This is a genomic window from Arthrobacter sp. 05T47, from assembly GCF_056395825.1.
The window spans coordinates 87,379-113,911 of sequence record NZ_JBFTKG010000016.1 but is presented as its reverse complement, the minus strand read 5'-3'; the positions used below and the strand labels follow the sequence as shown (position 1 = coordinate 113,911).

Annotated in this window: 30 protein-coding genes and 1 pseudogene; 21 read left to right on the top strand and 10 right to left on the bottom strand. The window is 63.6% G+C overall.

The features are described 5' to 3' along the window. The first annotated feature begins 538 nt into the window (after window positions 1-538). The 4 genes and pseudogenes from AC1DEY_RS13085 (at window position 539) to AC1DEY_RS13070 (ending at window position 3,158) form a co-directional block, all read left to right on the top strand. Window positions 539-972: pseudogene (locus AC1DEY_RS13085) on the top strand (YsnF/AvaK domain-containing protein). A 358-nt stretch (window positions 973-1,330) separates the two neighbouring features. Beyond that, window positions 1,331-1,879, top strand: a complete 549-nt coding sequence (locus tag AC1DEY_RS13080; RefSeq protein ID WP_476868300.1) for a hypothetical protein — start codon at window positions 1,331-1,333, stop codon at window positions 1,877-1,879. Window positions 1,880-2,070: 191 nt separating this feature from the next. Further along, the gene (locus AC1DEY_RS13075; protein WP_476868299.1) at window positions 2,071-2,763 is read left to right on the top strand and encodes a hypothetical protein; all 693 of its coding nucleotides are present in this window, start codon (window positions 2,071-2,073) and stop codon (window positions 2,761-2,763) included. A gap of 191 nt (window positions 2,764-2,954) precedes the next feature. Next, the gene (locus tag AC1DEY_RS13070; protein WP_476868298.1) at window positions 2,955-3,158 is read left to right on the top strand and encodes a hypothetical protein; all 204 of its coding nucleotides are present in this window, start codon (window positions 2,955-2,957) and stop codon (window positions 3,156-3,158) included. A 1,230-nt stretch (window positions 3,159-4,388) separates the two neighbouring features. Here AC1DEY_RS13070 and AC1DEY_RS13065 read toward each other — a convergent pair. Continuing rightward, complete coding sequence (locus tag AC1DEY_RS13065) at window positions 4,389-4,646, bottom strand: hypothetical protein (protein ID WP_476868297.1); 258 nt, start codon at window positions 4,644-4,646, stop codon at window positions 4,389-4,391. Window positions 4,647-5,096: 450 nt separating this feature from the next. On the opposite strand from AC1DEY_RS13065, the gene AC1DEY_RS13060 reads away from it, so the two are divergent. After that, window positions 5,097-5,795, top strand: coding sequence for a TetR/AcrR family transcriptional regulator C-terminal domain-containing protein (locus tag AC1DEY_RS13060; protein ID WP_476868296.1), 699 nt, complete (start codon window positions 5,097-5,099; stop codon window positions 5,793-5,795). Window positions 5,796-5,823: 28 nt separating this feature from the next. Further along, complete coding sequence (locus AC1DEY_RS13055) at window positions 5,824-6,054, top strand: zinc-ribbon domain-containing protein (RefSeq protein ID WP_476868295.1); 231 nt, start codon at window positions 5,824-5,826, stop codon at window positions 6,052-6,054. Window positions 6,055-6,821: 767 nt separating this feature from the next. Here AC1DEY_RS13055 and AC1DEY_RS13050 read toward each other — a convergent pair. After that, window positions 6,822-7,208, bottom strand: a complete 387-nt coding sequence (locus AC1DEY_RS13050) for a MerR family transcriptional regulator (RefSeq protein ID WP_476868294.1) — start codon at window positions 7,206-7,208, stop codon at window positions 6,822-6,824. 135 nt (window positions 7,209-7,343) lie between these two features. Between AC1DEY_RS13050 and AC1DEY_RS13045 the strand changes: the two genes are divergently transcribed. From AC1DEY_RS13045 to AC1DEY_RS13015, 7 genes are all read left to right on the top strand, one after another. After that, window positions 7,344-7,772: an Hsp20/alpha crystallin family protein gene (locus AC1DEY_RS13045; RefSeq protein WP_476868293.1), complete on the top strand. Its 429-nt coding sequence runs from the start codon at window positions 7,344-7,346 to the stop codon at window positions 7,770-7,772. A 252-nt stretch (window positions 7,773-8,024) separates the two neighbouring features. Continuing rightward, complete coding sequence (locus AC1DEY_RS13040; protein ID WP_476868292.1) at window positions 8,025-8,429, top strand: J domain-containing protein; 405 nt, start codon at window positions 8,025-8,027, stop codon at window positions 8,427-8,429. 47 nt (window positions 8,430-8,476) lie between these two features. Beyond that, window positions 8,477-8,854, top strand: a complete 378-nt coding sequence (locus AC1DEY_RS13035; RefSeq protein WP_476868291.1) for a hypothetical protein — start codon at window positions 8,477-8,479, stop codon at window positions 8,852-8,854. 214 nt (window positions 8,855-9,068) lie between these two features. Beyond that, a complete protein-coding gene (locus tag AC1DEY_RS13030; protein ID WP_476868290.1) occupies window positions 9,069-9,335 on the top strand; it encodes a GlsB/YeaQ/YmgE family stress response membrane protein in 267 nt (88 codons plus the stop codon). A gap of 131 nt (window positions 9,336-9,466) precedes the next feature. Next, the gene (locus AC1DEY_RS13025) at window positions 9,467-9,697 is read left to right on the top strand and encodes a hypothetical protein (protein ID WP_476868289.1); all 231 of its coding nucleotides are present in this window, start codon (window positions 9,467-9,469) and stop codon (window positions 9,695-9,697) included. Between the two features lie 260 nt (window positions 9,698-9,957). Beyond that, a complete protein-coding gene (locus tag AC1DEY_RS13020) occupies window positions 9,958-10,866 on the top strand; it encodes an SRPBCC family protein (RefSeq protein WP_476868288.1) in 909 nt (302 codons plus the stop codon). 567 nt (window positions 10,867-11,433) lie between these two features. Beyond that, a complete protein-coding gene (locus AC1DEY_RS13015) occupies window positions 11,434-11,682 on the top strand; it encodes an acyl-CoA thioester hydrolase/BAAT C-terminal domain-containing protein (protein ID WP_476868287.1) in 249 nt (82 codons plus the stop codon). Between the two features lie 50 nt (window positions 11,683-11,732). Here the strand turns inward: AC1DEY_RS13015 and mmuM are convergent, their stop codons facing one another. Continuing rightward, a complete protein-coding gene (mmuM, locus tag AC1DEY_RS13010) occupies window positions 11,733-12,701 on the bottom strand; it encodes a homocysteine S-methyltransferase (protein WP_476868286.1) in 969 nt (322 codons plus the stop codon). Window positions 12,702-13,018: 317 nt separating this feature from the next. Between mmuM and AC1DEY_RS13005 the strand changes: the two genes are divergently transcribed. From AC1DEY_RS13005 to AC1DEY_RS12995, 3 genes are read left to right on the top strand one after another with little or no spacing between them, the layout of a single operon-like run. After that, window positions 13,019-13,468: a hypothetical protein gene (locus tag AC1DEY_RS13005; protein WP_476868285.1), complete on the top strand. Its 450-nt coding sequence runs from the start codon at window positions 13,019-13,021 to the stop codon at window positions 13,466-13,468. Continuing rightward, the gene (locus tag AC1DEY_RS13000; RefSeq protein ID WP_476868284.1) at window positions 13,465-14,217 is read left to right on the top strand and encodes a cyclase family protein; all 753 of its coding nucleotides are present in this window, start codon (window positions 13,465-13,467) and stop codon (window positions 14,215-14,217) included. Before AC1DEY_RS13005 ends, AC1DEY_RS13000 begins: the two co-directional genes overlap by 4 nt. Before the next feature lie 32 nt (window positions 14,218-14,249). Further along, complete coding sequence (locus tag AC1DEY_RS12995; RefSeq protein ID WP_476868283.1) at window positions 14,250-15,026, top strand: IclR family transcriptional regulator; 777 nt, start codon at window positions 14,250-14,252, stop codon at window positions 15,024-15,026. Here AC1DEY_RS12995 and AC1DEY_RS12990 read toward each other — a convergent pair. The 3 genes from AC1DEY_RS12990 to AC1DEY_RS12980 all read right to left on the bottom strand — a co-directional run bounded on the left by AC1DEY_RS12990 (window position 15,023) and on the right by AC1DEY_RS12980 (window position 18,545). Then, complete coding sequence (locus AC1DEY_RS12990; protein WP_476868307.1) at window positions 15,023-15,823, bottom strand: IclR family transcriptional regulator; 801 nt, start codon at window positions 15,821-15,823, stop codon at window positions 15,023-15,025. The two genes, AC1DEY_RS12995 and AC1DEY_RS12990, sit on opposite strands and share 4 nt — an antisense overlap. Before the next feature lie 37 nt (window positions 15,824-15,860). Beyond that, the gene (alr, locus tag AC1DEY_RS12985; RefSeq protein WP_476868282.1) at window positions 15,861-17,024 is read right to left on the bottom strand and encodes an alanine racemase; all 1,164 of its coding nucleotides are present in this window, start codon (window positions 17,022-17,024) and stop codon (window positions 15,861-15,863) included. Window positions 17,025-17,105: 81 nt separating this feature from the next. After that, on the bottom strand, window positions 17,106-18,545 hold the full coding sequence (locus tag AC1DEY_RS12980; protein WP_476868281.1) for an amino acid permease: 1,440 nt from the start codon (window positions 18,543-18,545) through the stop codon (window positions 17,106-17,108). Between the two features lie 300 nt (window positions 18,546-18,845). Between AC1DEY_RS12980 and AC1DEY_RS12975 the strand changes: the two genes are divergently transcribed. From AC1DEY_RS12975 to AC1DEY_RS12965, 3 genes are all read left to right on the top strand, one after another. After that, window positions 18,846-19,898, top strand: a complete 1,053-nt coding sequence (locus tag AC1DEY_RS12975) for a homoserine dehydrogenase (protein WP_476868280.1) — start codon at window positions 18,846-18,848, stop codon at window positions 19,896-19,898. Next, window positions 19,891-21,303 (top strand): aldehyde dehydrogenase family protein, encoded by a 1,413-nt coding sequence (locus tag AC1DEY_RS12970; RefSeq protein WP_476868306.1) that lies wholly within the window; start codon window positions 19,891-19,893, stop codon window positions 21,301-21,303. Before AC1DEY_RS12975 ends, AC1DEY_RS12970 begins: the two co-directional genes overlap by 8 nt. 106 nt (window positions 21,304-21,409) lie before the next feature. Beyond that, window positions 21,410-22,819 (top strand): aspartate ammonia-lyase, encoded by a 1,410-nt coding sequence (locus AC1DEY_RS12965; protein ID WP_476868279.1) that lies wholly within the window; start codon window positions 21,410-21,412, stop codon window positions 22,817-22,819. A gap of 6 nt (window positions 22,820-22,825) precedes the next feature. Here the strand turns inward: AC1DEY_RS12965 and AC1DEY_RS12960 are convergent, their stop codons facing one another. Beyond that, complete coding sequence (locus AC1DEY_RS12960; protein WP_476868278.1) at window positions 22,826-23,293, bottom strand: Lrp/AsnC family transcriptional regulator; 468 nt, start codon at window positions 23,291-23,293, stop codon at window positions 22,826-22,828. A 73-nt stretch (window positions 23,294-23,366) separates the two neighbouring features. Between AC1DEY_RS12960 and AC1DEY_RS12955 the strand changes: the two genes are divergently transcribed. Further along, window positions 23,367-24,083, top strand: a complete 717-nt coding sequence (locus tag AC1DEY_RS12955; RefSeq protein ID WP_476868305.1) for an HAD hydrolase-like protein — start codon at window positions 23,367-23,369, stop codon at window positions 24,081-24,083. Between the two features lie 234 nt (window positions 24,084-24,317). Further along, window positions 24,318-24,635, top strand: a complete 318-nt coding sequence (locus tag AC1DEY_RS12950; RefSeq protein ID WP_476868277.1) for a recombinase family protein — start codon at window positions 24,318-24,320, stop codon at window positions 24,633-24,635. 454 nt (window positions 24,636-25,089) lie between these two features. Here the strand turns inward: AC1DEY_RS12950 and AC1DEY_RS12945 are convergent, their stop codons facing one another. The 3 genes from AC1DEY_RS12945 to AC1DEY_RS12935 form a co-directional block, all read right to left on the bottom strand. Continuing rightward, window positions 25,090-25,383: a hypothetical protein gene (locus AC1DEY_RS12945; RefSeq protein WP_476868276.1), complete on the bottom strand. Its 294-nt coding sequence runs from the start codon at window positions 25,381-25,383 to the stop codon at window positions 25,090-25,092. Continuing rightward, complete coding sequence (locus AC1DEY_RS12940) at window positions 25,384-25,941, bottom strand: NAD-dependent epimerase/dehydratase family protein (RefSeq protein WP_476868275.1); 558 nt, start codon at window positions 25,939-25,941, stop codon at window positions 25,384-25,386. A gap of 313 nt (window positions 25,942-26,254) precedes the next feature. Then, complete coding sequence (locus AC1DEY_RS12935; RefSeq protein WP_476868274.1) at window positions 26,255-26,533, bottom strand: hypothetical protein; 279 nt, start codon at window positions 26,531-26,533, stop codon at window positions 26,255-26,257.

The following is a 26,533-nucleotide window of genomic DNA, read 5'->3' as shown; positions in this document are numbered from 1 at the left end:
TTCGCCTGTGAACCCCGTACCGGACCGCCAACGCACGAACCGATAAGCCCTCAACCCGGGCGTCCCTCCGAATCCGCGCGAACAACTCCACTCTCGACTCCATCCAGACCAGCCTTCCGCCGCATCCATCCACTGATGGATCCAACGTTGAAGGTGGGGCCACAAATAACCGTCACAGGTGCCCGGCGAGTCACGAAGTGGGGCCAGAAATAACCGTCCTACCGGGGCCATCCAAACCTGTCACAGCCACCTCCGGATACGACACGACCGCCCCCGCCGCACCACACACCACCACACCAGGCCGCAGCACCACCGCAGGCGAGCCATCCGAGCTCCCTAGCGCCGCCGCGTACGACACCACCGCCCCCGCCACCGACGAGACCCGGACCCCCGTCGCACAAAACACCACCGTGCCGGGCCGCACCACCGCAGGCGAGCCATCCGAGGCCCCGGTGCCCCCGGCACTGGCGGCGCCGGATACGACACCGCCGCCCCCGCCACCGACGAGACCCGGGCCCCCGCCGCACAAAACACCACCATGCCGGGCCGCACCACCGCAGGCGAGCCATCCGAGGCCACCGGATACGACACCACCGCCCCCGCCACCGACGACACCCAGGTCCGATCTCAGCCGCGCCCGGACGCGGGTACCGAACAGCCGCCCGCCGGCCAGGGCCGCCTTCGCAAGTACGTCACCACGGAATATGTAACCAGGACGGTTCCAGTGCAGCGCGAAGAAGTGCGGGTCGAGCGAGAACCGATTGCAGAGGAGAACCGCGGCGAGGTGGCGGACCGTGCGGACGATGAGAACGAGATCATCCTCCATGAGGAACGATCATCGTCACCAAGGAGACCGTCCCGGTCGAACGGGTCCGCATCGGCACGGAAACGGTCACGGAAGACGTGACCATCAAGGAGAAAGTCCGCAAAGAACACCTCGACACCGACGGACCCGAAGAGAGCCGCAGCTAAACCTCAAAACCAGCAAATGCCCCGGGCACGGTCCGTTCACCGAAGCGTAGGGGTTCGYCCCCCGMCCGGCTGGTCCTCCTGACGCGGGAGACTCCGCGTTTCATGCCGATGTCGGAGGCGCTGATTTCTTGTTCCTCTGAAACCCAGGACCTCTCCGACCTCTTGGGGGCCGAACGACCCTACAGATGATCGCGGGCCGCCATATACAACCCCGGGCTGCACGGCGTAGCTTCAGTACAGGCTCCTGCGTACCGGTTGCTCTTCTCAGGGACCTTCTTCCGGCTTTGTGCACGCTTGGAGGTAACGCTGCTGTAGCCACATGGCGGCCCGGCACGCACCCTGAGGAAAGAGCCTGACCATGGCCACCTCGCATTTCCAGCAGTTCCTTCATGACGCCACTTCCCCTGCCCCCGACACCGACAACCCCCTGGGCCCGGACTGTCTCTACGGCCTGTACACGAGCTGGTGCCTGCTTCAGGGCAGGACACCCAGGCCCGGGGCGGCCGTCCGGGCCGGACGGCCACCAGACGTGCTGCCGGTGATATGCAGCAGCTGCGGCACGGACCGCCATCTCACCCTCAGATCAGTGACCCACCTTCCTGACCGTCCGTCCGATATCGTGCTGGTTTCCCACACCTGCGGCCGATGCCGGCGCTTCAGTGAACATCCTGCGTGGGTCGCTGACCTCTCCCCGCTCCTGGCTCGACTGGAGCAAACCGGCGACGTGCTGATACTCGGCGGCCACTACATGCACTGCGGACAACCAATGGAAAACGCCGGCACCGAACTCCGCCGGTTGTCCGTGCCCTTGTCCACCCAACGCACGTCCGACGACACCCTGGAGGTGTACCTGTCCACCCGGGTCCTCAGATGCGTCTGCGGCTTCCAGATGGAACTGCCCGAATGATCCTCTCCACTGCAGCCGACATCCCGCYCTGTAAGGGAAACGACCGCTCAATTCCGTGGGAATGTCTTGTGTGGGGCTTCTCCCACCCGAGTTGGGCCACCGGACGGGGCGCCCAAGCCAGATGGCCGTCTGCTCCCTGCTTCGTGCGCGTCCAGGCCCGGATGCACCGCAGCATTGCCTAGACTCGATGGATGTCTGAGACTGCAAACCTGAAAGACGGCGCCGAACACCGCTGGCCGGCCGTAATCGGGCTGCTCATCGCGCTGGGCCTCTATGCGGCCCTTCCCAGCGCCTTCCTGCCGGTCGTACGCTACACGGTGGTGGTAATCGGACTCGTGATGCTGATTCCCCTGCTGATCCTCAACCCCCGCCGGCTGCACAAAGAGACACGCTGGTCCAAACGACTAGCCACGGGCCAGGCCCTTCTCCTCGTCGCCGCGAACGGCGTCGCCCTGGTGCAGCTGATCATTCTGCTGACGGCCTCCGGCAGCGGTGACGGGCGCACGCTCCTTCTGGCAGCACTGCAGATCTGGGTAACAAACATCATCGCCTTCGCCCTGGTCTTCTGGGAACTGGACCGCGGCGGACCGGTCGCACGGCGGAACACCCACCGGGAAAACCTCCCGGCTGCCGACTTCCGGTTCCCCCAGGACGAAGACCACGACGCCGTCACGGAAGTTGCGACGCGCTCCTCAGTCAAGAGCGGCTGGGTCGCCTCCTTCGTCGACTACACCTATTTCTCCCTGTCCAACTCCATGGCCTTCAGCCCCACCGACACCATGCCCCTGTCACCCCGGGCCAAGATGATGATGGGACTCGAAGCCGCCGGAGGATTCGTCCTCCTGGCCCTCGTGATCGCCCACGCCGTCTCCCTGCTCGGCTAAGCGCCCCAGGCGCTTCCCGCCCCCGCGCTGGAGTCGGGAGTTGGCCGCGCCAGTAGAGACGCCAGCGCGAAGGCAGCGCTTCGTGCGGCCCGCTGGGCGTGTAGGTTTTGCAAGTTATTCCCAATGTCTCTGGAATAGGTTCTGTGAATAACCGGGATTCGACTCTCGTCTGCGTTCAGGGAGTACTCGCGATGGAAAAGGAAATGCCGCGCGACGTCTTGGATCTGGGGCTGGCACTTCTCACGACCTTCGTCCACGATGACCCGCAGGGATATACCGGCCGCACCACCGTGACTGTCGCCGTCGACGTAAACAACCCCGCGGCGATGGCACTGTACCTCTCCAGAGACTTCCGCCGCCTCACGGACGATGACACGGACACCGACTATGACTGAAAAACTCGTGACTRTGACGGGTTTGGATGACCCCGGCACGGCAGTTATTTCTGACCCGAGCCGTGGTTGCGAAGGTTTGGCGCAGCCACTGCTGGCGATGCACATGGCGCCCGGTAGAACACGTTCGGCGCCACTGCGAGGAACCCCTCGCTGGCCAGCCAGTCCGCCTGCCCGCGGGTATCGCGACTCAGGCCAGTGCATCATGGACGACGACCACGCCGGGCCAGGACCCCTGCCGGCCGGTAGTAAGAGGTAGGCAGGCATTTCCCCGCGTTCAGTGCTAATGCTCACCTCGGCCACAAGGCCCCCCGAAATGCTTGGATTGGTCACACGTGGTTATCGGTCTACCAGCGTCACACCCGTTACCGACAGAGTCGTTCAGCACGGCAGTACGTTGCCGCAGCTAAGTGGGGAATGCCGGCCTGACAAACCTTCCGGACTCATCACATGATCCACCGATGGCAAGGGAACCGAAAGCCTGCCAATCACCCTGCGCCAAACCGCGCGAACGGCCCGTTRTGGAACTCSGCGCTTATCTTCGTCCGTTCTCCGCGCACGGCCTGATCATCCCCGATCCGTGCGCACCMAWCACACAGCTCTTCACCAACCTCTCGGCGTCGGAGACGTCCCGGCCGGACTTCACCTTGGCCAGGGCATCGGCAAGCCCTTGGGTCGATGGGTCAAGCCCTTCGACGCCGGACAGTTTCCAGGGGGTGGCAGCGGTCTGGTCCGCTGTGCGGGGTGGTGTGGTTGGTCAGGGTGGCCGAGTACTTCGTGGTTTGAGCGGGCGGGTAGCTTGGGTTCACGGGCCGGCGGGTACATCCATTTGAAAACCGCATCTGCACCGCAGCACGGAGTACGGAAGATGGTCCGCGGGATGAACCGGTGACCCGGGCTGCCAGGCGCCGGCGGTTTCGGGTCCTGATTCCACCAGGGACATAGGTTCCCTGCAATGGACGGCGGCCGGGGCGGGCCGGGTGACGTCGCCGTTCATGCCTGCCCTGCCCAGGATGGCAGCGGCGAAGGTTGCCGTGGTTGCCAGAACCCGGGAGCCACTGCATCTGGTGCAGGTGACGGCGAGGGCAAGGGTTTCCTCTCGGGAGTCCAGGACCGTGACAGGGCCGGCAACGAGATGCCGGTCGGTGCGGCAATTGCTGCACCACGGCTGGCGCCCTCTGGGCTGGTGGGCGCTCCGCGGACGGTATGTTCCGGACGTAACGGTCACCGGGCTCAGACCAGCCCGGGGTAGCTGGACACGATGTAGTCTGCGGCCGCGGGGCCCTTCATGCGAAGGTGCGCGTGTCCAGGCCGGATCTTTTTCTCTTTCATGGCCGCCCAGAAGGCGTCTTCGGGCCGGGGCACCGTCTGGGACAGGAAACACCAACTGGTGTAGAGGCCGTAGAGACAGTCTTGTCCGAGGACGGAATCGGATTGGTCATCCAGGGTGGTGGCTTCTTGGAGGAACTGGTCGTACTGCGAATCTGCCATGGTTGGCTCATTTCCGCTGGGTGCGTTTTTGTGCCGCCGAGGGCTACAGCAGCTGATACTCGAACGCCATGCACGGGGCGTCAAGCGGGGTCCCGGATGCTGCAGCACTGCCGCTCCGGGGATGAACTGTTGAGGGGCTTGGATCCTGACGCGCCGCCGTTGCCGGGGCCCTGCCACGATCCGGAAGTCGCGCCGCTACTAAATCCGGGGCGCTTTTCGGGAGTTTTTCGGGGTGTGGGCGGTGTGGGCCGTCATGGGGATCTCCTGGGCTTAGCGTGAGGGGCCGGAAGGGCCGTGTGCACCAGGGTCCCGCTTCTGAAACYGGTGATAACAACGTCTCTACAATGTAGACTCTAGGCGTAGACTACAAAATAAGCAAGCCTGCTTACYRACTCCCTGATAACGGCCTCTCCGGTGRGACTGACCGACACCGCGGCCGGAACGGAACCCATGTCCCCCGCAGAAAAGACCGCCCCTGCCTCGGGCCCCGCCAAGAAGAAGCGACTCAGCCGGGAGATTGTGCTGTCCGCGGCYCTGRCCCTGGTAGACGCCGAAGGACTCGACGCCCTCACCATGCGCCGGCTCGGGCAGGAACTCGGCCGGGATCCCATGGGCCTCTACCGCTACGCCGAAAACCGCGCGSCACTGCTGGACGGCGTTTCTGAGCTCGTGCTGAACGAACTGGTCATCCTGCCCAGTGACCCGGACTGGCAGGCCCAGCTCCGGCGCATCGCCCACGATCTGCGCGACCTTGCGCTCCGGCACCCCAACGTCGTACCCCTGCTCGTGACCCGCCCCCTGTCAACACCCCTGGGCCTTCGCCCACTGGGCACGCTGCGGCCRCTGGAGCAAATCCTGTCCCTGCTSATCGACGCCGGGTTCGCCCCGGCCGATGCCCTCCATGTCTACCGCGCCTACTACGGATACCTGTACGGSCAYATCCTCAACGAACTGCAGGAATTCATCGTGGACCCGGAGGAAAACGAAGCCCTCCTCCGCCTKGGCCTGCRCCGGCTGCCKGCSAAGGACTTYCCCYGCCTCCGCGCCCTCGCCCCGGTCCTCGCCGACTACGACGGAATGGCCGAACTCGACGAAGGCATCACCATCCTGCTCACCGGCCTCGCCACCCGGCTCTCCCCCAMGGCGTGATCAGCAMCCTTTTCGAAAGGAGTCACCGATGWTTCTCCTCTTCGGCCTCAACACGGTCCTGAAARACCTGYCCGGACGGACCGCAACCTGCCAATACTGCGGCCARCTGGTCCACCACCACCTGCAGGAACGCGCCACCAAGTTCACGCTCTTCTTCATCCCCGTMTTRACCACGTCCAGGACCTACCGGATCGCCTGCTCGCACTGCGGCCAGAGCACGGCCATCCAGTCCCGTCAGAGAAAGGCCCTGGCCTGGTAAAGCAGACGGACGCCCACCCGACCATGTGCCGGTAAACCCACACCCGGGCGCGCGGCACCGTGCCCTGGCCGCTCTCCCCTGCGGCCTAGTCGCGGCCCAACTGCGTGCTTGACGCACCAGCGCAGCCGGACCCCCCGTTCCGCCCGTGCGGTCAACTTACAATCAGCCGGCCCCGGGCATCCGGGGGCGCCGCCCCGATGTTCGCATGCACCGACCCGGCGGAACTCCAGCCCGCGCACGAAGACCACAGCCCCTCTGTGCCGCAAGACGCGGCTGGGCGTGCACGGCGACAACTTTCGATACGGGGTGCGGTATGCAGGATGTCCTCCGGCGCAGAGGGGAGGCAGTCCTCGACGCCCCTCGCCCCCGGCCCACGTCCCGGACGACTGTCTGCTTCTGGTCACAGCGGGCCGCCTGGTTCAGCGCAGCCTTGGCGATGCACCCTCACCGCTGCGCCTCAGCCGGGCCGCAGTCATAGCCCTCAAGCCCTGTTAACGCGCCCCCCAAACCTGGAACAACTCGAGAGTAGTGATCCACGTTCAAAGCCAGACCCTCGACCGGGCCCCGGCCCCGCTGGATCAGGAGGCCTGGCCGCGAGGAACCGAAACGCCCGTGACCGCCGCCTGCTCAACGTTAAGTAACCGACGCGGGGAAGCGAAGTAACCGACGCGGGAAGCGGCTGTCGATCCGGTTGAGGTGAGGGCCTCTTACAGTGACGGCATCCTGGAAATCCGTGTCCCATCGTCCGGACCTGGACGCGTCCGGGCCTAGACGCGGACCCCTCGTCCGCGGCGGCCTGCACCGCCGTTCGTTCCCGCAGTCCCTGGGCTGGCGRCACTGGCCGAAGTGCTCTTCGCCCGGTGCTCCCGCGCCCGGGCCGCTGCGAGTTCGCTTTCGAGGCGCCTGTTGGCCGCTTCAAGTTCAAGGACGAGGCGGATGCCGGCCAGGTTCAGGCCGTCATCGAGCAGGGCGCCGATCCTGCGCAGGATCGCCAGGTCCTGCTCGCTGTACCGGCGTGTTCCGCCGACCGTCCGGCCCGGTTCCAGCAGGCCCCGGCGCTCATACAGCCGCAGGTTCTGCTGCCCGGTCCCGACCAGCTCCGCCGCCACGGAAATGGCATAAACCGCCGCGCTTCTCCCCGGGTTCCGCTCCATCCCGGCCTCCTCAAAAAACCCAAAAAACGTCTTGCACCAGTTTCGCACCGGTGCTATAAAAAATCTATACCAGCCACGACACATAAGTGGCTGGGTGGAATGAGAAGAAAATCGACTGCAAGGAGTGAGAAGACCATGCTGATGCGTACCGACCCGTTCCGCGAGCTTGACCGGCTCGCCCAGCAGGTCCTCGGCACCACGGCGCGGCCCGCGGCCATGCCCATGGACGCATGGCAGGAGGGCGAAGATTTCGTCGTCGCTTTCGACCTGCCCGGAGTCGCCGCGGACTCGGTGGACATCGACGTCGAACGCAACGTCCTCACGGTCAGGGCCGAGCGCAAGGACCCGAAAGGTGAAGACACCGAGTTGATCGCCGCCGAACGTCCCCGGGGTGTCTTCAGCCGCCAGCTCATCCTCGGCGACGCCCTGGACACCGACGCGGTGAAGGCCAGCTACGACGCCGGGGTCCTGACGCTGCGGATCCCCGTAGCCGAGAAGGCCAAGCCGCGCCGCATCGAGATCACCTCCCAGAAGAACGAGCCACAGGCAATCAACGCCGCCTGATCCACCCCTGGGAAGGACAGGCCCGCAGGACCGGGAGCAGCGGGACCGGCCACCAGTAAGTAAAGGGCGATGCAGAGCAGCCACGCCACCGCGCCAGTTGCGCAGCGAAAAGCGGCCCCCGACGGTGCCTCCCGCATGGTGGTCCCCTGTCTCCGGGCCGAGGACCACCCGCACACCCCCGCCCCCGCGACCCGCCGGGGCGCCGGGGCGCCGGGGTGGACCGGAACAAGCCGAGCAGACGGGAGTCGGACCATGAAGGGACGCAGCCCCGATCCCTACGAGGTTCTCCATCTGGGCCGTGCGGCGACGGCCCGCGAGGTTGGCCGCGCGTACCGGGCCTTGGTGCGGGCCCGTCATCCCGACACCCGTCCCGCGGGCGCCGTTCCCGCCGGCCCTGACTCCACAGCACAAGAGCGGCAGGAGCTGCAGGAGATCATGGATGCCTACGCCGTCCTCGGCGACCCGGCTAAGCGGGCGGCCTACGACCGGCACCGGCCGACGACGCCGCAGCCGGCGCTGCGGGATCCCGCGCCGCCGGCACGGGAGCCGGGACTGTCCGGCCCTGAGCTGATCATCGGTCCGCTGCGGTGGGAATGCCCCATTACACCGGGCACTCCGGCCCCGGGACGGCAGGTCCTGTGGTGGATCCGGTTCTGACCAGGACCCGGACGCCGCTGACTACACGAATGGAGAAGGAAAGCGCCATGAGTGCCTGGCACCCGTACGATGCCCAGCTGATGCCGGCGTTCTATGAACGCTTCGAACAACGCTGGGGCAAGGGCACGGCCCCGTTCCTGGACCCCGAAGTCCACGAACAGCCTTTGCCCCGGGCCCAATGGATCAATCCGGACACCGGCGCCGCGGTCGCCGTCGTCCCTATCTGGGCCGAAGACTCCCGGCACCGCTCCTTCGGGGTCTTCTACCTCCCGCCCGCCGGGGACATCTGGGTGCTCCACCCCGGCCTCACCGCCTACATCGAACCGGGCACCACAGACACGGACGAACAGATCACCCTGCGCAACGATGCGTTCAGAAAGGCCGTCAGCCACGCAAAGGAATTCATCTACGGATCCCGGCCCTAGACCCACGAACCGCGGCACCCACAGGCACTCGCGTGGGGACGAAGGCCATCAAGTGGCTGTTCTTCCCTCCGCGGGCCGCCGAAGGTCGGCGACTGATGGGGCATCCACGCACGACCGCCCCAGGGGCGCCGGGTCCTTGCATACTACTAAGCATGCTGATTAAATCTTGATGTCGGTCGCATCCCCGGCCGGTCTACCGAAAGGAAGTGCAGTCATGGGGATTCTCGGATTTCTCCTTCTTGGGCTTATCGCAGGAGCCATCGCCAAGGCGGTCCTGCCCGGCCGGCAGGGCGGCGGCTGGGTGATCACACTCGTCCTGGGCGTCGTAGGCGCGATCCTCGGCGGCTGGATCGGCTCGTTGATCTTCGGCGGAGGCCTCGGTGACTTCTTCGATCTGCGGACCTGGCTCCTCTCCATCCTCGGCGCCGTCATAGTGCTCCTGATCTACGGCGCCGTCGCCGGCCGCAGGAGCAGGGTTTAGGCAGCCATCGGCCACGTACGGGATTCCCGGCGGCCGCCCGAATTCCGGCCGGCGGGKCCTTCCGTGAGTGTACGAAACGACGTTGCCACGAATCCGCACCGATAGGCGCCCCTAGGAGGGAATTGAACACCATGACCGAACCCGCATTCCCGCAGTCCTTCGTCGAGCACAAACTCCGTGAGGTCCTCGAAGGACAGATCCTGCGGCTGGCCGGTGCCAGCTTCGCCATCGTGGCAAAACACCGCCGACATCGGCTGGTCCACCTCGACCTGGAGGCAGACGACGGGACGCGCACCACGCTGATAGGCGTTCCCGGTGCCCGCTTCAGACTGCGCGAGGAAGCGGCGCCGACGCCGCACTAGACGTCGGGCTCCCACGCAGTCCCGGACGTCTAGTGCGGCCGGGACGACCGCGGCGGCCTCGCCGTCCCGGACATTCGCCGGATACCTGGGCAGCGGCCGCTTCAATACCGGCGCGACGCTCATGTCTGGAGGCCGGGCCACGGCGGACCGAGCACGAATTGCCCCCTGGCCCGGATGACACCCCCGAAGTTATAGTAAGCATGCTGATGATTGATTCCCTTCCCGCCAGTTCCCAAAAAAATCCCGTCGAAGGAGACACCGTGAGCACCAAGGTTGAAAAGCGAGTTCTGGTCAACGTTCCCGTGAGCGTGGCCTACAACCAATGGACCCAGTTCGAAGAATTTCCGCGCTTTATGGGCGGGGTGAAGAGCGTCAAACAGCTCAGTGACGACCAGCTCGAGTGGGTTGCGGAAATCGTCGGGGTGCGCAGGCAGTGGCAGGCCAGAATCCTCGAGCAGGTACCCGACCGAAAAGTCGCATGGGCCGCCACAGAGGGCGCAACGAACGCAGGGTCCGTGACGTTCGAAGACCTCGGCGGCGGGCAGACATCGGTACAGCTGTCCCTGGAATATGAGCCCGAAGGGATCGTGGAAAAGATCGGCGACAGGCTGAACATCGTAGAGAGGCAAGCCGAGAGTGACCTCAACCGGTTCAAGGCCTTCATTGAAGACGAGGGCTACGCGACCGGCGCCTGGCGCGGATCCGTCAGCGAGGGCGCCTCCGGAGGCACGCCCGGCATTGATGAGGCCGCGGGGTCGCGGGGGGACAGCGGCAAAGCCGGGGTGTCGGGCACGGTCGTTGCCGGAGTTGGGCTCGCCGCCGCTGCAGCGTCGGGCGTCGCTGCAGCGGCAGGCAGCAAGGCCACCGGCCCAGACGCGCCGGCTCAGGCCACGCCATACCCAGAGGTTGAAGCCGTTCCGCCCACCGGCACCGCGGGCAGCGTGTTTCCCGGTGAGGGAACCCCCCGGGACGCGACTCATACCGCGGAAGAGACTGCTGGCCGGTCCGAAGCGAAGCCTTTCGACCAGACCAACGGCCTCATTGACACCGACGGCGATTCGGACGGGACAGTCGTGAGCGACTCCTCCAGCGCGGCCGACCGGGACACAGGCACGGAACGCGGACCAGGCCCTGTCCCGCCCACCGGAGGAAGTCTGGGACAGCACTGACCGCGGACCAGCAGGATGGGATCCCCGGCCGTCATGCTGCCGATGCCAGTCCCGCTGCCTCATCAGGTGGCCCGTGAACACGGGAGAGCCTTTCCCGGCCCAGGAGGACGGAGCACACGCGCCGGCTACAACGAAGGAGACACTTTGATCGAGAAAATGATTCGCGGTGCCCTGGGCTGCTGATTCCTACGATCCGGCACGCTTCGGAATTGCCCATTCCCTGCTTCATCAGCTGATCATAGTGAGCGCGTGCAGCGTTCTTCGGAGGGGCGCCCCGGGATTTCCTCGGTCTTTTCATGTCTCCCAATTGCAACTCCTAAAGGCTCAGGTGTTGCAACGACCACTGGACGCCAAGCGGCGGCAAAATGGCTCACTTTTCGACCAGCGCTGACAGACAGCTGCCATAGCGCAGGGAGCGCCCCCGAGTCAGCACCGCCGACGGCGACCTCGACGCGCTGATTCACTACCGTCCTTCACCACTACCCCAGCCAGGAGTGGTCATGCTGGACGGGTCCGGAAACGGTACAGCCGATGGCTGGGGTGGTGCTGTTGATCTGCTTGTCCTGAGTGGAACTGTGGCCCTCACACACGACAAACCCGGCTGCGGAGACTGCCCCCGGTGACTGGGGAACTCAATCCCTGACTGCCCGCGCGGAGGGATTCCGTGCGGCGGCGCTGTTGAGATCCCACCCAGCTGTGACGGGCTCGGGGTGCGGCTTGTACGGAGTGAGTCAGGGCGCATGTGTGGCGCTGATTGCCGCCGCCCTCGATGCCCGGATCCAGTTTGTCACCTCCAACTCAGGGCCTTGTGAGTGACAAACGCGGGGTTATGGCCACGCCCCGTTCTGCCGCCTGGCAGCTTCTGATCAGGGATTTTCTGACAGTCTGGCCACGGCGGCAATATCTTGCGGGGTCGTTCGACAGCACCCGCCAATGAGCCGGGCACCAAGTTCACGCCAGACGGGCGTTCCCTGCGCAAGTCTTGTGGGCTGTTTACTGTCCGGGCCCGCCGGGCTGTCCCCTGCCGCGGCCGGCCCCCACGTCTTGGTGACTGCGTCGTAGCTTTCGCCCGAATTTGGGTATGCAATCAGGGGCGTATCGGTGGCTTTGCTCAAGGCGTCCAGGGATGGCGCGACCAGTTCCAGCGGCACACAGTTCACGCCGATCGCCACCGCGAGCGGCTGTGTGCTGCAAAGCTTTGCGATCTGGGCCAGCGGCGTGCCGTCGCTGATGTGCTTACCGTCCCGTAGCGTGAAGGAGAGCCAGGCTTCGACGTCGAACTCTTTCATGAGCGCCAGCAAGGCCTCGGCCTCGGCCAATGAAGGCAGCGTCTCACAGGCAAGAAAGTCCGCTCCGGCCTCCACCAGCGCTGCGATTCGAGGCCGGTGGAACTCCAAAAACTCGTGTTGGCTGAGGAAGTAGTCGCCCCGATATTCCGATCCGTCGGCAAGGTACGCGCCGTAGGGCCCGACCGATCCCGCAACCAACAGAGGGCGCGCATCCGGGTTTTCGGCCAGATACTCCCGACGCGCCTCGTCGGCCAGGCGCACACTCAGGGCCACCCGCTCCAAGGCTTCTTTCTGGCCGATGCCGCGCCGCGCAAATCCCAGCGGTGTGGCTTGATAGCTCGCCGTGATGGCCACCGCGGCTCCGGCGCGGAAGTAATCGTGGTGCACGCGCTTGACGAGTTGCGGTTGTTCCAGAAGGACTTTAGCCGACCACAAAGGGTCGTCCAGATCGCAGCCGTGCGCTTCAAGCTCGGTGGCGAGTGCGCCGTCTACTGTCAGGTTTGCTCCGGTATCGAGCAGGCGGGAGAGCTTGGTGTTTCTGGGCATCGTTCAGGGCTCCTAGCGGTTCGGTTCGGTCGTGCCTGCCAGGCGGAAGCGGTGCCTCATCGTCCGGCAGTGCCACGCAGCACAACGTGCAATGGCAAGGGCGCCACGGTCCCGGGCATTCACATGACGGTCAGCAGCCACTCCAGCTACCGGCGCGTCCCGGCTCAGTCCCCAAGCCGAGCGGAGGTGCCGAGTGAACGTGACCGCCTCACCCCATATGTGCGTAATAAGCATTTTTCRATGCTTGTAATGATCATCACTCTATGCCACCATGGCATTCAGTCACCCTTTGTGAACCGATCAGGAAGAGGATTCCGTTGAAGATTGAAATGAAATCAGTACGCAAGCTGCGTGTGCATTGGCCCGTAGCTTCGGAAACTTTTTCGCGGCTCGCCAAGGGCGATGTTGAAGCATTCAGGGATGAAGCGGGCGTCGTGGCCCTGCTCCAGGCCGTGTCCGAATCCCCCGATTTGGGGGATTTTGGCAACTACAGGCATGTCTTCGAATCCGGGTTGGGTTTCGAGGGATTCACCTGTACGGAAGGCGCTAACCCGACGTTGGGGCAGGTGGGCCAGCAGACGATTTCACCTACTTTTGTCTTCACGACGTATTTTGATGCGGCGCTCGATGATGCCGCTGTGGAACGCTTCCTGCAGAGCATCGTGGATATCCATCCCTGGGAGGTCCCTGTCATCGAACTGACAGGGCCAATCGGCGTCTCCAGCACTGCCCTTCCGGCAGTATTTGCGGGTGAGGCCGCATCATGATGGAAGCCACCTCGACCGGACTTTGGGACGGTCTGCGGCCGCTGCTTGCCGGCAGGTCATTTACCGACCTGACGCATGCCTTCCACCCTGGCCAGCCGCATTTTCCGGCATTCCCCGACGAAATTAGGGAGCCCGTCTTCGATCTGGAGAAAGGCGACGGTTTCACCGCTCACCGTTATTCGATCATCGGCCAATGGGGAACACACGTTGACCCTCCCTCGCATTTCATCCGGGGGGGACGGACCTTGGACCAGATTCCTGTGGAGGACATGGTCCTTCCGCTGGTCATCCTGGACATCACCGCGCGGGTCATCGCAAATGCGGACGCCACTCCCACGATGGAGGACGTTCAGGCATGGGAGCGTCGCAATGGTGCCATCGAACCGGGGTCCTTTGTGGCGTTGCGGACCGGGTGGAGCCATCGTTGGCCCGACGCCGATGCCATGGCAAACAGGGACGGTGAGGGTGTCAGCCACACGCCGGGCTGGTCGCAGGAAGTCCTCTCCTTCCTGGTCGAGGAACGGTCGGTAACTGCCGTCGGCCATGAGCAGACGGACACAGACCCGGGGCGGGCTACGTCCCGCCAGGATTTCACTTTGGAGACCTATGTCCTGGCGCGGAACCGGTGGCAGATCGAGCTGATGGCGAACCTGGACGGACTTCCAGAAGCGGGCGCGGTCCTCATTGCGAGCTGGCCTAAGCCGCTGCAAGGCAGCGGCTTTCCAGCCCGGGTCTTCGCCATCCACTAAGACTTGTTCGTGCAGTGACTAGAATCGGATCCATGTCTAAGACAACCAGCATGGGCCGGGGAGTCATGGCTGTCCTCGCGGTGGGCTCCCGCAACGCAGAAGGCCTGTCCGGCGGAACGGTCGCTGATATAGCGGCCGATCTGGGCAGGGACCGCAGCCAGGTTTCGCGCAGCCTCCGGACCGCCGAGCAGGAGGGGTTTCTGGCACGCGGAGACCATCGGTCCTACACCCTGGACTGGTCGCTCCTGACAGACGCACAGCTGTTGACAGAGCAACGGCTGCAGACCGACGGCGTAACCGCCTTGGAAGGCTTGGCCGGTGAAACTGATGAAGGATGCTTCCTTGGCGTTCTGAGCGGAAACAGTACTGTCACCATCGGTGAGCGTGTTCCGGCAAGTAGCAATATGGTCGGTTCTTGGCTGGGCCGGCCCTACCCGGCGTTTTGTAGTGATGCCGGCCAGGCCCTGCTGTGGGAAGCGTCGGATGCCGAGGTACGAACCATTTTCTCGGGCGTTGCCTTCGTTCGCCATGGGCCCAATACACCGCTTGACGTCGAGGACTTCCTGTCCCGACTGCGCGGGGCGCGGGCACGGGGGTACTCCATMGTCGATGAGGAAGCCGAGCCAGGGCTGTATTCCCTGGCCGTTCCGATTCGGGACTTCAAGGGCGACGTGGTGGCAGCGTTGCAGGTCGTAGGCGCCAAGACTCGATTGGAGCCGCGGCAGGAGTTCTGCGCCACGGCTCTCGTGTCCTGGGGAAGGTGGCTTGAGTCATCGCTGGGCCGCCCTTTGCCGCAGAACGGGCTCTAGCTGGCCAGGCCCTTCCGGCCTGCGTCGTCCCGAGTGCGGGCCTCGCGGGACCCCAGGCGTTCGGCTGCTGCTATGAGGGCCTTTGCGATGTCATTGGTGCTGGATTGGATCTCGGCCCGGCTGCCCAGGACGCTTAGCGCGGCAAGAATGGATCCCTCAGCGCTGCGGACGGGAACGGCCAGTTCGTAGACGCCATGCTCGAATTCTTCCTCCGCGACGATGAAGCCCCGCGTCCTGTCCCGGTCCATCAGTTCGGCGACTTCTTGTGGCGAATGGGCCGCTCCCGGACCGCCGACTCCGATGAAGTTGACGTCCTGGAGGAGGGCTTGAACGGCGGGCTGCTGGTCGTCCCACAGCAGGGCCCGGCCGGACCCGGTACACCACACGGGCGTCACCATGCCGGGTTTCACGAAGCTGCCGGGAACCGCGTCATTGCTGGAGGCCCGCAGGAGAATAACGCGGAAGCCCTCGCGGACGGAAATTCTGGATCGAAGGCCGAAAGAAGCCACCAAAGCCTCAAGTTCGGATCTGGATTCCCGGACCCAGCCGGCATTCACTGCTGCGGCCAGGCTGAAAAAACGCGGCCCCGTTCGGAATGGTCCGCGTTCGACACGTTCCAGCAGTCCCAGCTCACACAATTCCTGMGTCAGCCGGGAGACACGGCTTTGTTCCATGTCCAGCTCKGAWGCKARCTGGGARACACCGAGAAGCCGCCTTCCCCAYTTCTCCCGGTCTGCGACCAGCCGAACTATCCGCAGTCCCTGGGCCATGGACGACGCTTCCGARGAAGAATCCAYGCTCCATGCTCCTTCCGCCCGATWACTACGCCTATTCTCACATGTCTTCATTGTTGAYCAGGACGCGGTTTCCTTGCGCCCACACWGTGTAGAGGTCCGCGAGTATTGCTGAATTCGCTGCTTCCAGTTCYGSGGGAGCGATTTCTGCGCTTCCTTGCCGCCCGAACAGTACGACTTCATCTCCAGGGCAGACTTCCGCCACGTCGGTGACGTCGACRACCATGGAATTCATCGAAACGAYGTCGACAATGGCAGCGCGACGGCCGCGGACCAGCACSCCGCCTTGGCCGGCCAGCGCCCGYCGGTAGCCGTCTCCGTAACCTGCTGTCACTGACGCCAGCCTTGAGTCCCGCTCCAGGGTGTGGGTCAGCCCGTAGCCGACCTTGGTACCTGCTGCATAACTATTAATGGAAGCGATCCGGGCTTTGAASGCCATGCACCGTTGGAARTGCGCTGCTGTCGGACCCGAATCGCCGTAGAGGACTGCCCCGGCRCGGACCATGTCCAGCCACGAKCCGTGCACGTGCAGGGCGGCGTATGAATTGGCGCAGTGGAGCAGCACTTCCTCCCGGGGAGTTCCGGTCAGTTGAAGCAGCGTCAACGCCTGGCTTTGGAAACGCAGMAGGGCCGTTTCAATATGGCCGTTGTCGTCGGTGGGAAAATGCGTCATGATCCCGGCCAGTTGAAGCCCCGGGTGGCTCACGATCCCTACCGCGGATGCCCGGCCAAGCGAGGACGAGACGTCGAGGCTGTGYCTGCTGATCCCGGAAGAGTTGATATCGAGGTGGATGCGGACCACCTTCCCGGCCACGGCAGCGATCTTCTGTATCTCCCACGCGCTCTGCGGGTCGGCAACAAGTTCTTCGATGTCGTGGCGCAGGCCGGCCTTGATCTCCTGTGGCGCCGCGGCACGGACACGCAGGATCCGGCCCRCAAAACCGCAGCGGCGTGCAATGGCTGCCTCCTCGTTGCTTCCTACTCCGACGAATGGAACGCCTAGACGAACAAGGGACGGGAGTAAAAGCTCAGCTCCGTGTCCGTAGGCATGGGACTTGACCACTGCACACAACAGCGCCCGGTCATCGATCATGGACAGGAGGTTCCGGACGTTTGACTCGAAAGCGGCGGCGTCAATCTCCAGCCAGCTGCCGGCGTCCTGGACCGAACTGCGCACGTGTTGCATCAGGTCTTGTGAGTTCATGGTTTAGCCCTTGGACAGCCTCGTGGCCGGGGAAGAAAGACCCCGGCCACGAAGCTGTGAAGACGGTGGTTGATGATGGCGTCAGGACAGCTGGTTTACGCGCGCCTTGCGCCCGTATTTGAAGTAGAAGWAGGCGTAGCAGGCMCCAACAAAAGAGAGTCCGAAATAGAGGGCKGCTACCTGGTTMGGGTCAAAGGCGATGCCGATGAGCGAAATGAGACAGAGCGAGAAGGCCAGGATCGGCACCAGCGGGAACAGCGGGGCCTTGTAGGGAAGGGCAGCGACATCGCCGCCGTTCCTGACGAAGGACCTCCTGTGGAAGAAGTGCGAGRCGGTGATGGACATCCAGACCCCGACGACGGCGAAACCTGCCACCGATACGAGAGCGAGGTATACCGTTTCGGGCGCAACGACGCTGCTGATGAGGGATGCCAGGCCACCAAGCATGCTGACGGAGAGCGCGATCATCGGGATACCGCGCCGGGTCAGCTTCTTCAGCGCCCGTGGGGCGTGGCCCTCGTCGGCAAGGGAGTAAAGCATCCGTGCGCAGGAGAAGAGTCCGCTGTTTCCGGCGGAGAGCAGTGCGGTGATGATGACGAAGTTCATGATGTCGGCGGCAAAAGGAATGCCGATGGATGAGAAGACYGTCACGAACGGGCTTTCATCCAGTCCGACGTGCTCGWASGGGATGGTCGCGGCGATGACRGCGATTGCCCCGACGAAGAAGACYAGCAGACGGACGACGGTGCTGCGCATYGCCTTGGGGATGCTCGTGGCGGGGTCAGCTGTTTCGCCCGCTGCCACGCCGATGAGTTCAGAGCCGGAGAAGGCGTAGAACACTGCAAGTGCTGTGACGAGGACRCCGGTGAAGCCGTTGGGGAASAGRCCGCCGGAGGTGTTGAAGTTCTCAAACATWAAGGGGTGGTTGGCCCCCYCGCTGAGCGGGTGGACGCCGAACAGCGCCGCGCCACCGAGAACGATGAGGACCACGATGGCGCCGACCTTGACGATGGCAAACCAGAACTCGGATTCGCCGAAGAACTTCGAGGAAACTGCGTTTAATCCGAAGAGGACCGAGGCGAAGATGACGCACCAGRYCCAGACGTCAACACCCGGGAACCAGCGCTGCATCAGGAGACCGGAGGCAGTGAACTCCGATCCGATGGCSACTGCCCAGCAGAGCCAGTAGAGCCAGGCCGTGGTGAACCCGGTGGCCGGCCCGATCGACCTCGCCGCGTAGATATGGAAGGCGCCCGAGACCGGGTATGCGATGGCAAGTTCGCCGAGGCAGGCCATCACCAGGTACACAACAAAGGCGCCGATGAGATAGGCGATGACCGCCCCGAGYGGCCCGGCCTGGGAAATGGTGTAGCCCGAGCTCAGRAAAAGCCCGGAGCCGATCACCCCGCCCATGGCGATCATGACCAGATGCCGTGCCCCCATGGACCGCCGGAGCCCGGAATCGGTCGACGGGGGAATCGTGGGCTGCGGTTYTAGCTGGACAGGTGATGAGGATTCCATGGTTTCTCCCAGGTGAGTGGACAGGTCTGATGCGAAGAGTACGCACATCGCCCCGGCGTGTGGGACRGGCCGCCTCGAGCTGTGCAATAGCGATAGTGATGAAACTAACACGAAAACGKYRCTTTGGTCATTAAAAACATTTCAACATGCCTATGTTGCACGTAGGTTACTTGAGATGCCGATGTCGAATCGGCAGTCAGATGGTCAATTTGCCCTGTTTTTCGGTCAGAATCACATGCACTGACGGACATGGAATGCGGTCAGCATTGGAGGACCGATGTAACTGATTGAAGGAGCACCATGACCACCTACGACATTGCGCTGATCGGCTTCGGCGGCGTCAACAGGACGCTGGCCGAACTGATCGCTACACGCGGTGAGACACTTCGTTCCGAGCTGGGCTTCGGCCTGAGGGTCGTGGCCATCACCGACCTTCGCCTTGGATCCCTGGTCCAGCCCGAGGGCATCGACCTCTCCATCGCCCTCACACTGGGCGGTGGCGGCGAAACCTTCGCCGAGTACGGCGGATCCGCGGATACCAATAACGAATCAGTTATCCGCAACTGCACCGCCGACATCATCTGCGAGGCGACCTTCACGAATCCCGACGRCGGCGAGCCGGCAGTTTCACACGTGCGCTGGGCMCTCGAATCCGGCAAGAGCGTCTGTACCACGAACAAGGGCCCGGTTGCCCTCCGCGGCGCCGAGCTSACCTCSCTGGCCAAACAGAAYGGCGTGCACTTTGAGTTCGAGGGCGCCGTCATGAGCGGCACTCCCGTCATCCGCCTGGCCAAGAAGATGTTCGCGGGGCTGAAGCTGAACGGCTTCGAAGGCATCCTCAACGGCACCAGCAACTATGTGCTCGGGCGGATGGAAGCCRGCCTGGACTTCGAAGCGGCCATCAGCGAGGCGCAGGACCTCGGCTACGCCGAAGCAAACSCCGCAGCCGACATCGAGGGATACGACGTTCAGCTCAAGGTCCTCATCCTCGCCAACGAACTGCTCGACGCCAGCCTGGAACTCAAGGACGTYCAGCGCCAGGGAATTTCGACCCTGWCGCCGGAGAACATCCAGRARGCAGCCCGCGAGGGATGCCGCTGGAAGCTCGTCGGTGCAGCACGKCGGAACCYGGACGGGTCCGTGACAGCAGGCGTMTCCCCCGTAGCGCTCCCCCTCGACCATGGTCTCGCCGGGGTTTCCGGTGCGACCAATGCCGTGTCGTTCGACACGGACCTTCTGGGCCMAGTMACCGTCTCAGGACCGGGAGCCGGCCGTGTGGAGACCGCCTACGCGCTGCTCTCTGACATCATCGCCATGCACGGAGCCAGGACCGGAGCAGCCGCACATGTCTGAATCCACGCTGTGTTCGACAGAAACGGCGCTGCCGCAGTTCCGTGACGTGACGAGCCCCTACGACGGCAGCGTGGTCGGCGCGGTTTCGCTGACTGAAGCCACCGCCGGCAATGCCGTGATCGAAACGGCCCGCGTCGGCGCCCGGAAGGCACGGGCGCTGTCCCGCAACGCCCGCGGGAAGATACTGGACGGCGCCGCAACAGAGATCGAGCAGCGCAGCGAGGAGTTCGCTCAAACGATTGTGTCCGAGGCCGGGAAAACGATCCGTCAGGCACGGAAGGAAGTACTGCGCGCGGTCAACACGCTGCGCCTCTCCGCTGCCGAAGGGCGCCGRAACGCGGGCGAAGTCATCCCCTTTGACTCGTATGAGGGCTCCGAGGACCGCACCGGATGGTACTCGCGCGAACCACTGGGCATCATTGCCGCAATCACTCCCTTCAACGACCCCCTCAACCTGGTGGCACACAAGATCGGCCCGGCAATCGCCGGAGGAAACGCCGTGATCCTCAAGCCCTCTGCGCTGACTCCCCTGTCGGCCCAGCTGCTCGCGGACGCCCTGGTAAGCTCCGGGCTGCCGCCGGAGGCCCTCACGATCGTGCATGGCGACCGGGAAGTGGCCGAAACCATCATCAGGTCACGTGACGTGCGAATGGTGTCCTTCACCGGTGGGTTCGCCACGGGTGAGAGTATCGCCCGCACCGCAGGCCTGAAGAAGCTGTCCATGGATCTTGGCGGAAACGCGCCCGTGATCGTCCTGGAGGATGCCSACATCGAGAAGGCAGTGGAATCCTGCGTCTCCGGAGCGTTTTGGGCCGCCGGCCAGAACTGTGTAGGGGTGCAGCGGATCCTCGTGGCCGCCCCGGTGTACGGCGCGTTCCGCCAGCGCTTCCTGGAGGCAACCGCGCGGTTGATTGCCGGCGATCCATCCGATGAACGGACGGATGTCGGGCCCATGATCAGCYCGGCTGCCTTGCATGAGCTCCAGACCAAGCTGGACGAGGCCCTCGACGCCGGCGCTGTCCTGCTCTCAGGCAATGTCACGGACGGCAATGTGCTTCACCCGACCGTTCTGGAAGCGGTCCCGGCCGATGGCCGGCTGTGGAAGGAGGAGGTCTTCGGGCCCGTGGTCATGTTCCGAAAATTCACTACCTTCGAAGAAGCCATCGAAGTCGCCAACGCCATCGAGTTCAGTCTTCATGCGGGCATCTTCACCGACTCCCTGGCCAAGGCAATGGACGCGGCCCAACRGCTCGAAGCAGGCGGCGTCATGATCAACGATTCCTCTGACTACCGGTTCGACGGCATGCCGTTCGGCGGGGCCAAATACGGAAGCATGGGCCGGGAGGGCGTCCACTTCGCGTACGAGGAGATGACCCAGCCAAAGGTCRTCTGCATCAAGAACTRATCGAACYGGAGGGGCGCGACCGGGCCTTGCGCCCCCCCTCCAGTTCCTCCGAGCAAGCGGCCACAAGACGCCACCACCCAAACTTCCACACAGAGGATGGAAAACCATGACCACCCGCATCGAGTCAGATTCGCTCGGGAACGTTCCTGTACCGGCCACAGCATATTGGGGAGCACATACCGCCCGGGCCTTGGAAAACTTCACCATCAGTGGCATTCCGGTCTCCAGCCACCCGCACCTTGTGCGTGCCCTGGCGATGATCAAGAACGCTGCGGCGCAGGCCAACTGTGAACTGGGCATCCTCAACCCGCGGGAAGCGACAGCGATCCGCGATGCATGCCAGGAAATCCAGGACGGATATCACCACGAACAGTTCTGTGTGGACGTCATGCAGGGCGGCGCCGGCACGAGCACGAACATGAACGCCAACGAGGTGATCGCGAACCTTGCGCTTGAAAAGCTGGGCTACCGCCGCGGCGAATACCAGCACCTGCACCCCATTGATCACGTCAACCGGTGCCAATCCACCAATGACACCTATCCAACGGCGATCAAGTTGGCACTGATTTTCGCCACCACAGAACTCAACCACGAGTTGGGCAAACTCGCCGAATCCGCCCGCCGCAAGGGCACAGAATTCGCCGACGTTGTGAAGATGGGCCGAACACAGCTTCAGGATGCCGTCCCGATGACCCTTGGACAGGAGTTCAATGCCTTCGCAGCTACGCTGGAAGAAGACCGCTCCAGGCTTATGGAATCCGCAGCGCTGATGCGCGAGTGCAGYCTGGGCGCCACCGCCATCGGGACCGGCATCACCGCCGAACTCGGGTAYCAGSAACTCGTMCTTCGGGCGCTGTCGGAACTCTCCGGCGTCCCGGTATGCCCCGCTGCTGACCTCATCGAAGCGACGTCCGACGTYGGYGTTTTCATGCACMTGTCSGGCAYGCTGAAACGCACSGCMATAAAGCTCTCCAAAATCAGCAGCGACCTCCGGCTGCTGTCGAGCGGGCCCCAGAACGGCTTCGGCGAGATTATCCTTCCCCCGCGTCAGGCGGGGTCGTCAATCATGCCGGGAAAGGTTAACCCTGTCATCCCGGAGGCCCTGAATCAGATTGCCTTCGCGGTCGCCGGAGCTGACACTACGGTGACGATGGCTGCTGACAACGGGCAGCTCCAGCTCAATGCCTTCGAGCCTGTCATTGCCCATGTCCTGCTCCAAAGCGTTGCATGGCTCGAACACGGATCCCGCGCTCTTCGTCGATACTGCATCGAGGGCATCGAAGCGAACACCGGACGCCTCGCCCGCCAGACGGCGGCCTCGGTGGGCCTTGCAACGGCCTTCATACCGGCCATCGGGTATGCCGCAACAGCAGCAGTGGCCAAGGAAGCCCTCCGAGACGGGTCAACCATTCTGGACATAGTCACCGGCAGAAAGCTCTTGGACCGGAACGTAGCTCAGTCACTGATTGAACTCGCCGTGCTGCCCGCTAGAAGTGCCGGCATGTCCGGAGTCTGATCGATTTCACTCCGTGGCGCTGGCGCCTCCGCCGGCCCTCCTGATGTAGCTGGAAAGCGTCATGGCCGTCACCGTGTCCGCGACGCCGGGAATAGCAGCGATCTGCTCCCAGATCTCCTGAACCCTCTCCAGCGACCGGGCCTCGATCCTAACCAGGAGATCAAAGTCGCCGCTCACGACGTCACACAGAATTACTTCCGGAATCGACCGCAACACGGAGATGACGTCCGCCCCCCGCACCCGGTCCTTCCTGTAAACCATCAGGAAGGCGGACACCGAGCCCTGCCCCGGCGGGCCCGCAACAATCGTGTACCCCTGGATATACCCTTGCCGTTCCATCCGTTCGATCCGCTGGCGCACAGCGTTCCTCGAAAGGAGGACTTTGGTCGCCAGCTCTGCATGGCTCATGCGAGCGTTCTTCGTGAGCTCCGCAAGAATCCTCTGGTCAATCTGATCAAGACTCACTCGATCCATGCCTACCCTTCACAGCGACAATCCCGGGCACAACCGGAACGGAAACAACTTCAAGACCGAAAGCCTCGAAAAAATGACACTTCATCAAGCCCGGCCGTCTCTCACTGGCATTAGCTGCATCTTGTTCGACATGGACGGAACGCTCCTGGATTCAGCACCGGGCGTTACAGCAAGTGCTGCACAGGCATTGGCAGCTGTAGGCGCGCCGGTTCCCAGAATGGACATACTGCGCCGATTCGTTGGACCGCCGATGATCGAGTCCTTCAGAACAGTCTCACAACTGGACGAAAAGACGGCCCAAAAGGCCCTCCAACATTATCGCAAAGCGTACGCCGATCATGGCGCCGAACAGTCCAGCCCATACGACGGGATCATCGATCTGCTAGAACGCCTACACTCGGCTGGCATTCCGATGGCCGTAGCCACATCCAAGGTTGAAGATCAAGCAATAAGACTGGCACGAATGTTCGGAATTGATTGCCACTTCATCAACGTATGCGGAGCGTCTGACAGCGAGGGAAGAGCGAGCAAGGCAGACGTCATCGCCGAATTGCTGCTTCGGCTCGATTCCGCAGGCGCAGACATCTCCAGTCCCGCAATGGTCGGAGACCGAAGCTACGACGTCGCGGGAGCAGCCAAACACGGAATCCCCACAATATTCGCACTCTGGGGATACGGGGAGGCCGAGGAAGCCGCGCAGGCCGCCGCCGTTGCTCCCTCCCCTGCAGCCCTTCTGCCACTGATCCTGGATAACCGCCCGGTCAGCCGCGCAGCATCCCTCGTGCGATGAGTCCACGAATGCGACCAAAAGGCATTCACAATCCACTGTTTGCTAGAAACTGCGGTTTGGCCTCAGAACTGATCCGTGCCAGTTTCGCCTGCCGCATAAGCCGGTCCCCCACCGCGACATCCTCTGCCCGCACGCGCGCTCCGAGAAAATCCGATACAGATACTGGAATCCTGGATTCGCGTATACCCCACCCGCAAAATTGTCCTGCTCGGGTTGTTTGGATAATCGCGACAGTTGCACCCACCCGCGCAGACCATTGGCTACGCCCGGGGCTCCACTAACGAACAGGACCTGACAGCGCAGCGCAAGGCGCCTACGGGTCTCGGGCGTCCCCGAGGACTGATCAATGTCGACCACTGCCCGACCGGTAGAAACAAGGCAAGGGCGGGACCGAACGAAGCCCTGGCGGCTGTCCGGGCCGGCGACACCATGCTCGTCACCAAACCCGATCGGTTCGCCCGGCCCTACCCGATGCTCGRGAACATCATCGAGGWMATGACGAGAGTTTCCCAGGAGTTCCGGCTGCCGACMGGGATGACCACGAAGATTTGACCCCAAGTCACRGSAAGTCAGGCAGTTCCARGCGCTCCCGGCCRTGAAGGAGTACKCAGCAACACCGCTGTCCAAGCCAAGAGAAGGATCCGCCAGACGAGCCGCCACCAACGAAAATGGGCCCCTACCGGGGGCCCATAAAAGGAGATTTGTACACATTCAGCGGCTCACAAGCCCCTGAACAGGGAAAACACGTGCCCGAGGTGGGACTCGATCTGCATTCCAGCCCTTGCAAACACAAGGCTCCCGCGGAAACATGCGGAATCCAGCCCGATCCGACCCACATACGACCCGATCCGAACCCCAAAGAGTGTACTTTGTACACACCCCAATTTCCCCTTCCAAAGCCCCTAACCCATCATGAACGCCCGGCCCGGACACCGCACTGGATCGGTCCCCGGTGCGATGTCCAGCCCCGAACGGTGACTTGTTTCCACCCTGGACGCGATGGCGTTCAGTAGTCGCTGGTCCGTGCTTTCACCTGATCGTCGCTGAGTCCGGTGACCTCATCGATCCACGTACCGAAGTCGCGGCTCGGCGTGTAGCCAATCTCGGCCCAGCCGCGCTTGCTTGGCCGGACGGGAGTGGCTGAAATGTCGAGGCCGAACCGCTCGACCACGGCCCGCGCCCCAGGGAAAAGGCGGTCTGCGGTGCTGATTGGATCATGTTCCCATTCGCGCAGATCCTCTGCCGACGCTGCATCCGGATGGAGGGCATCCAAGGCCAGACCGCCGTCGTTTGCTGCCACCTAGTGCACTGACAACTGGATCGCGTCGAGTACATCATTGCGGTCTACGCGCTCGTAGAGCAGACCGAGACCATAGTCGCGGGCCCAATCTGTCCAGGGCACCAGTGAAGCAGGACGGACCGCAACATATGAGATGCCGTGACGCACCCGGCGATAGTTCAGAAGCTGCTCGCCGATGACTTTCGTGAACCCGTAAACGTCGTTCGAGTCATGCCATGCCTGCGACGAAAGCCACACCACTTTGCGGACACCGGCGGCCACGGCCGCTTGCAGCGTGCGGAATGTGCCATCTACATTGAGTTCCCAGAATTCCGTTTCAGAATGATCGTCAACGTGGATGCCGTGCAATGCCGGCAGGTGCACGAGAATGTCGGCGCCGGCCATCGCGGCCTGGAGACCCTCTCCCGTCCGGACGTCCCCCGGGGCGAAACGTGCCTCCGCAACCAGGCCGTCGACGGATTCAAGGTCGGACAAGCTCAGGTCGTAGCCAGCGGCAAGGAGACGTGTCGCGAGGCCACGGCCGATGTTCCCGCCGGCACCGGTAATAACGACCCGCATGCCACTCGGTCCAGGAGCGCCTTGGTTTCGGTGAATCATAATGCTCCCTTCCGGAGGTCCGGACATACTGGAGTGTTTCTCCGGCATCTTTGATCCGGGTCTTCGGGTAGGTTTGTCGCCTTGAGCACACCTTGGCTTACCGCAGGGGCTGATAAATCGGCCAACACTGGGGTGCTTGTCGACGCCGGGGCCCGATGACAGACGAGGTGACATTTCGGTCTGTTGACAACGGCTGTCCGGGCGAACAATACGTGGGAGCGCGCCCCAAGGACGGAGGCCATGCCTCGGGACGCGCTCCTGGCGCCTTGGTCTGTCAGGGTGTCGGCCTGATAGCAGTGTCCGAGCTGTACGAAGTGATGGTGGATGCAGCGCCGCTGTCGAGCACCTTCGAATGGGTGGTCGATCCGTTGAGAATGACGTGCTGGGTCGCTACATTGCTCACAACGTGGTTGAGGGCGACGACGTTGCTATCGCCGGCGGCGATCAAGATCATGGTGGGCTGGGCGTTAGGGGGGACGACCTTGTTGGGGGCGACATCGTAAGCGAAGAGGCTGTTGGAGATCAAGTTGTTGTCGCCCGCTACGTGAAGCAC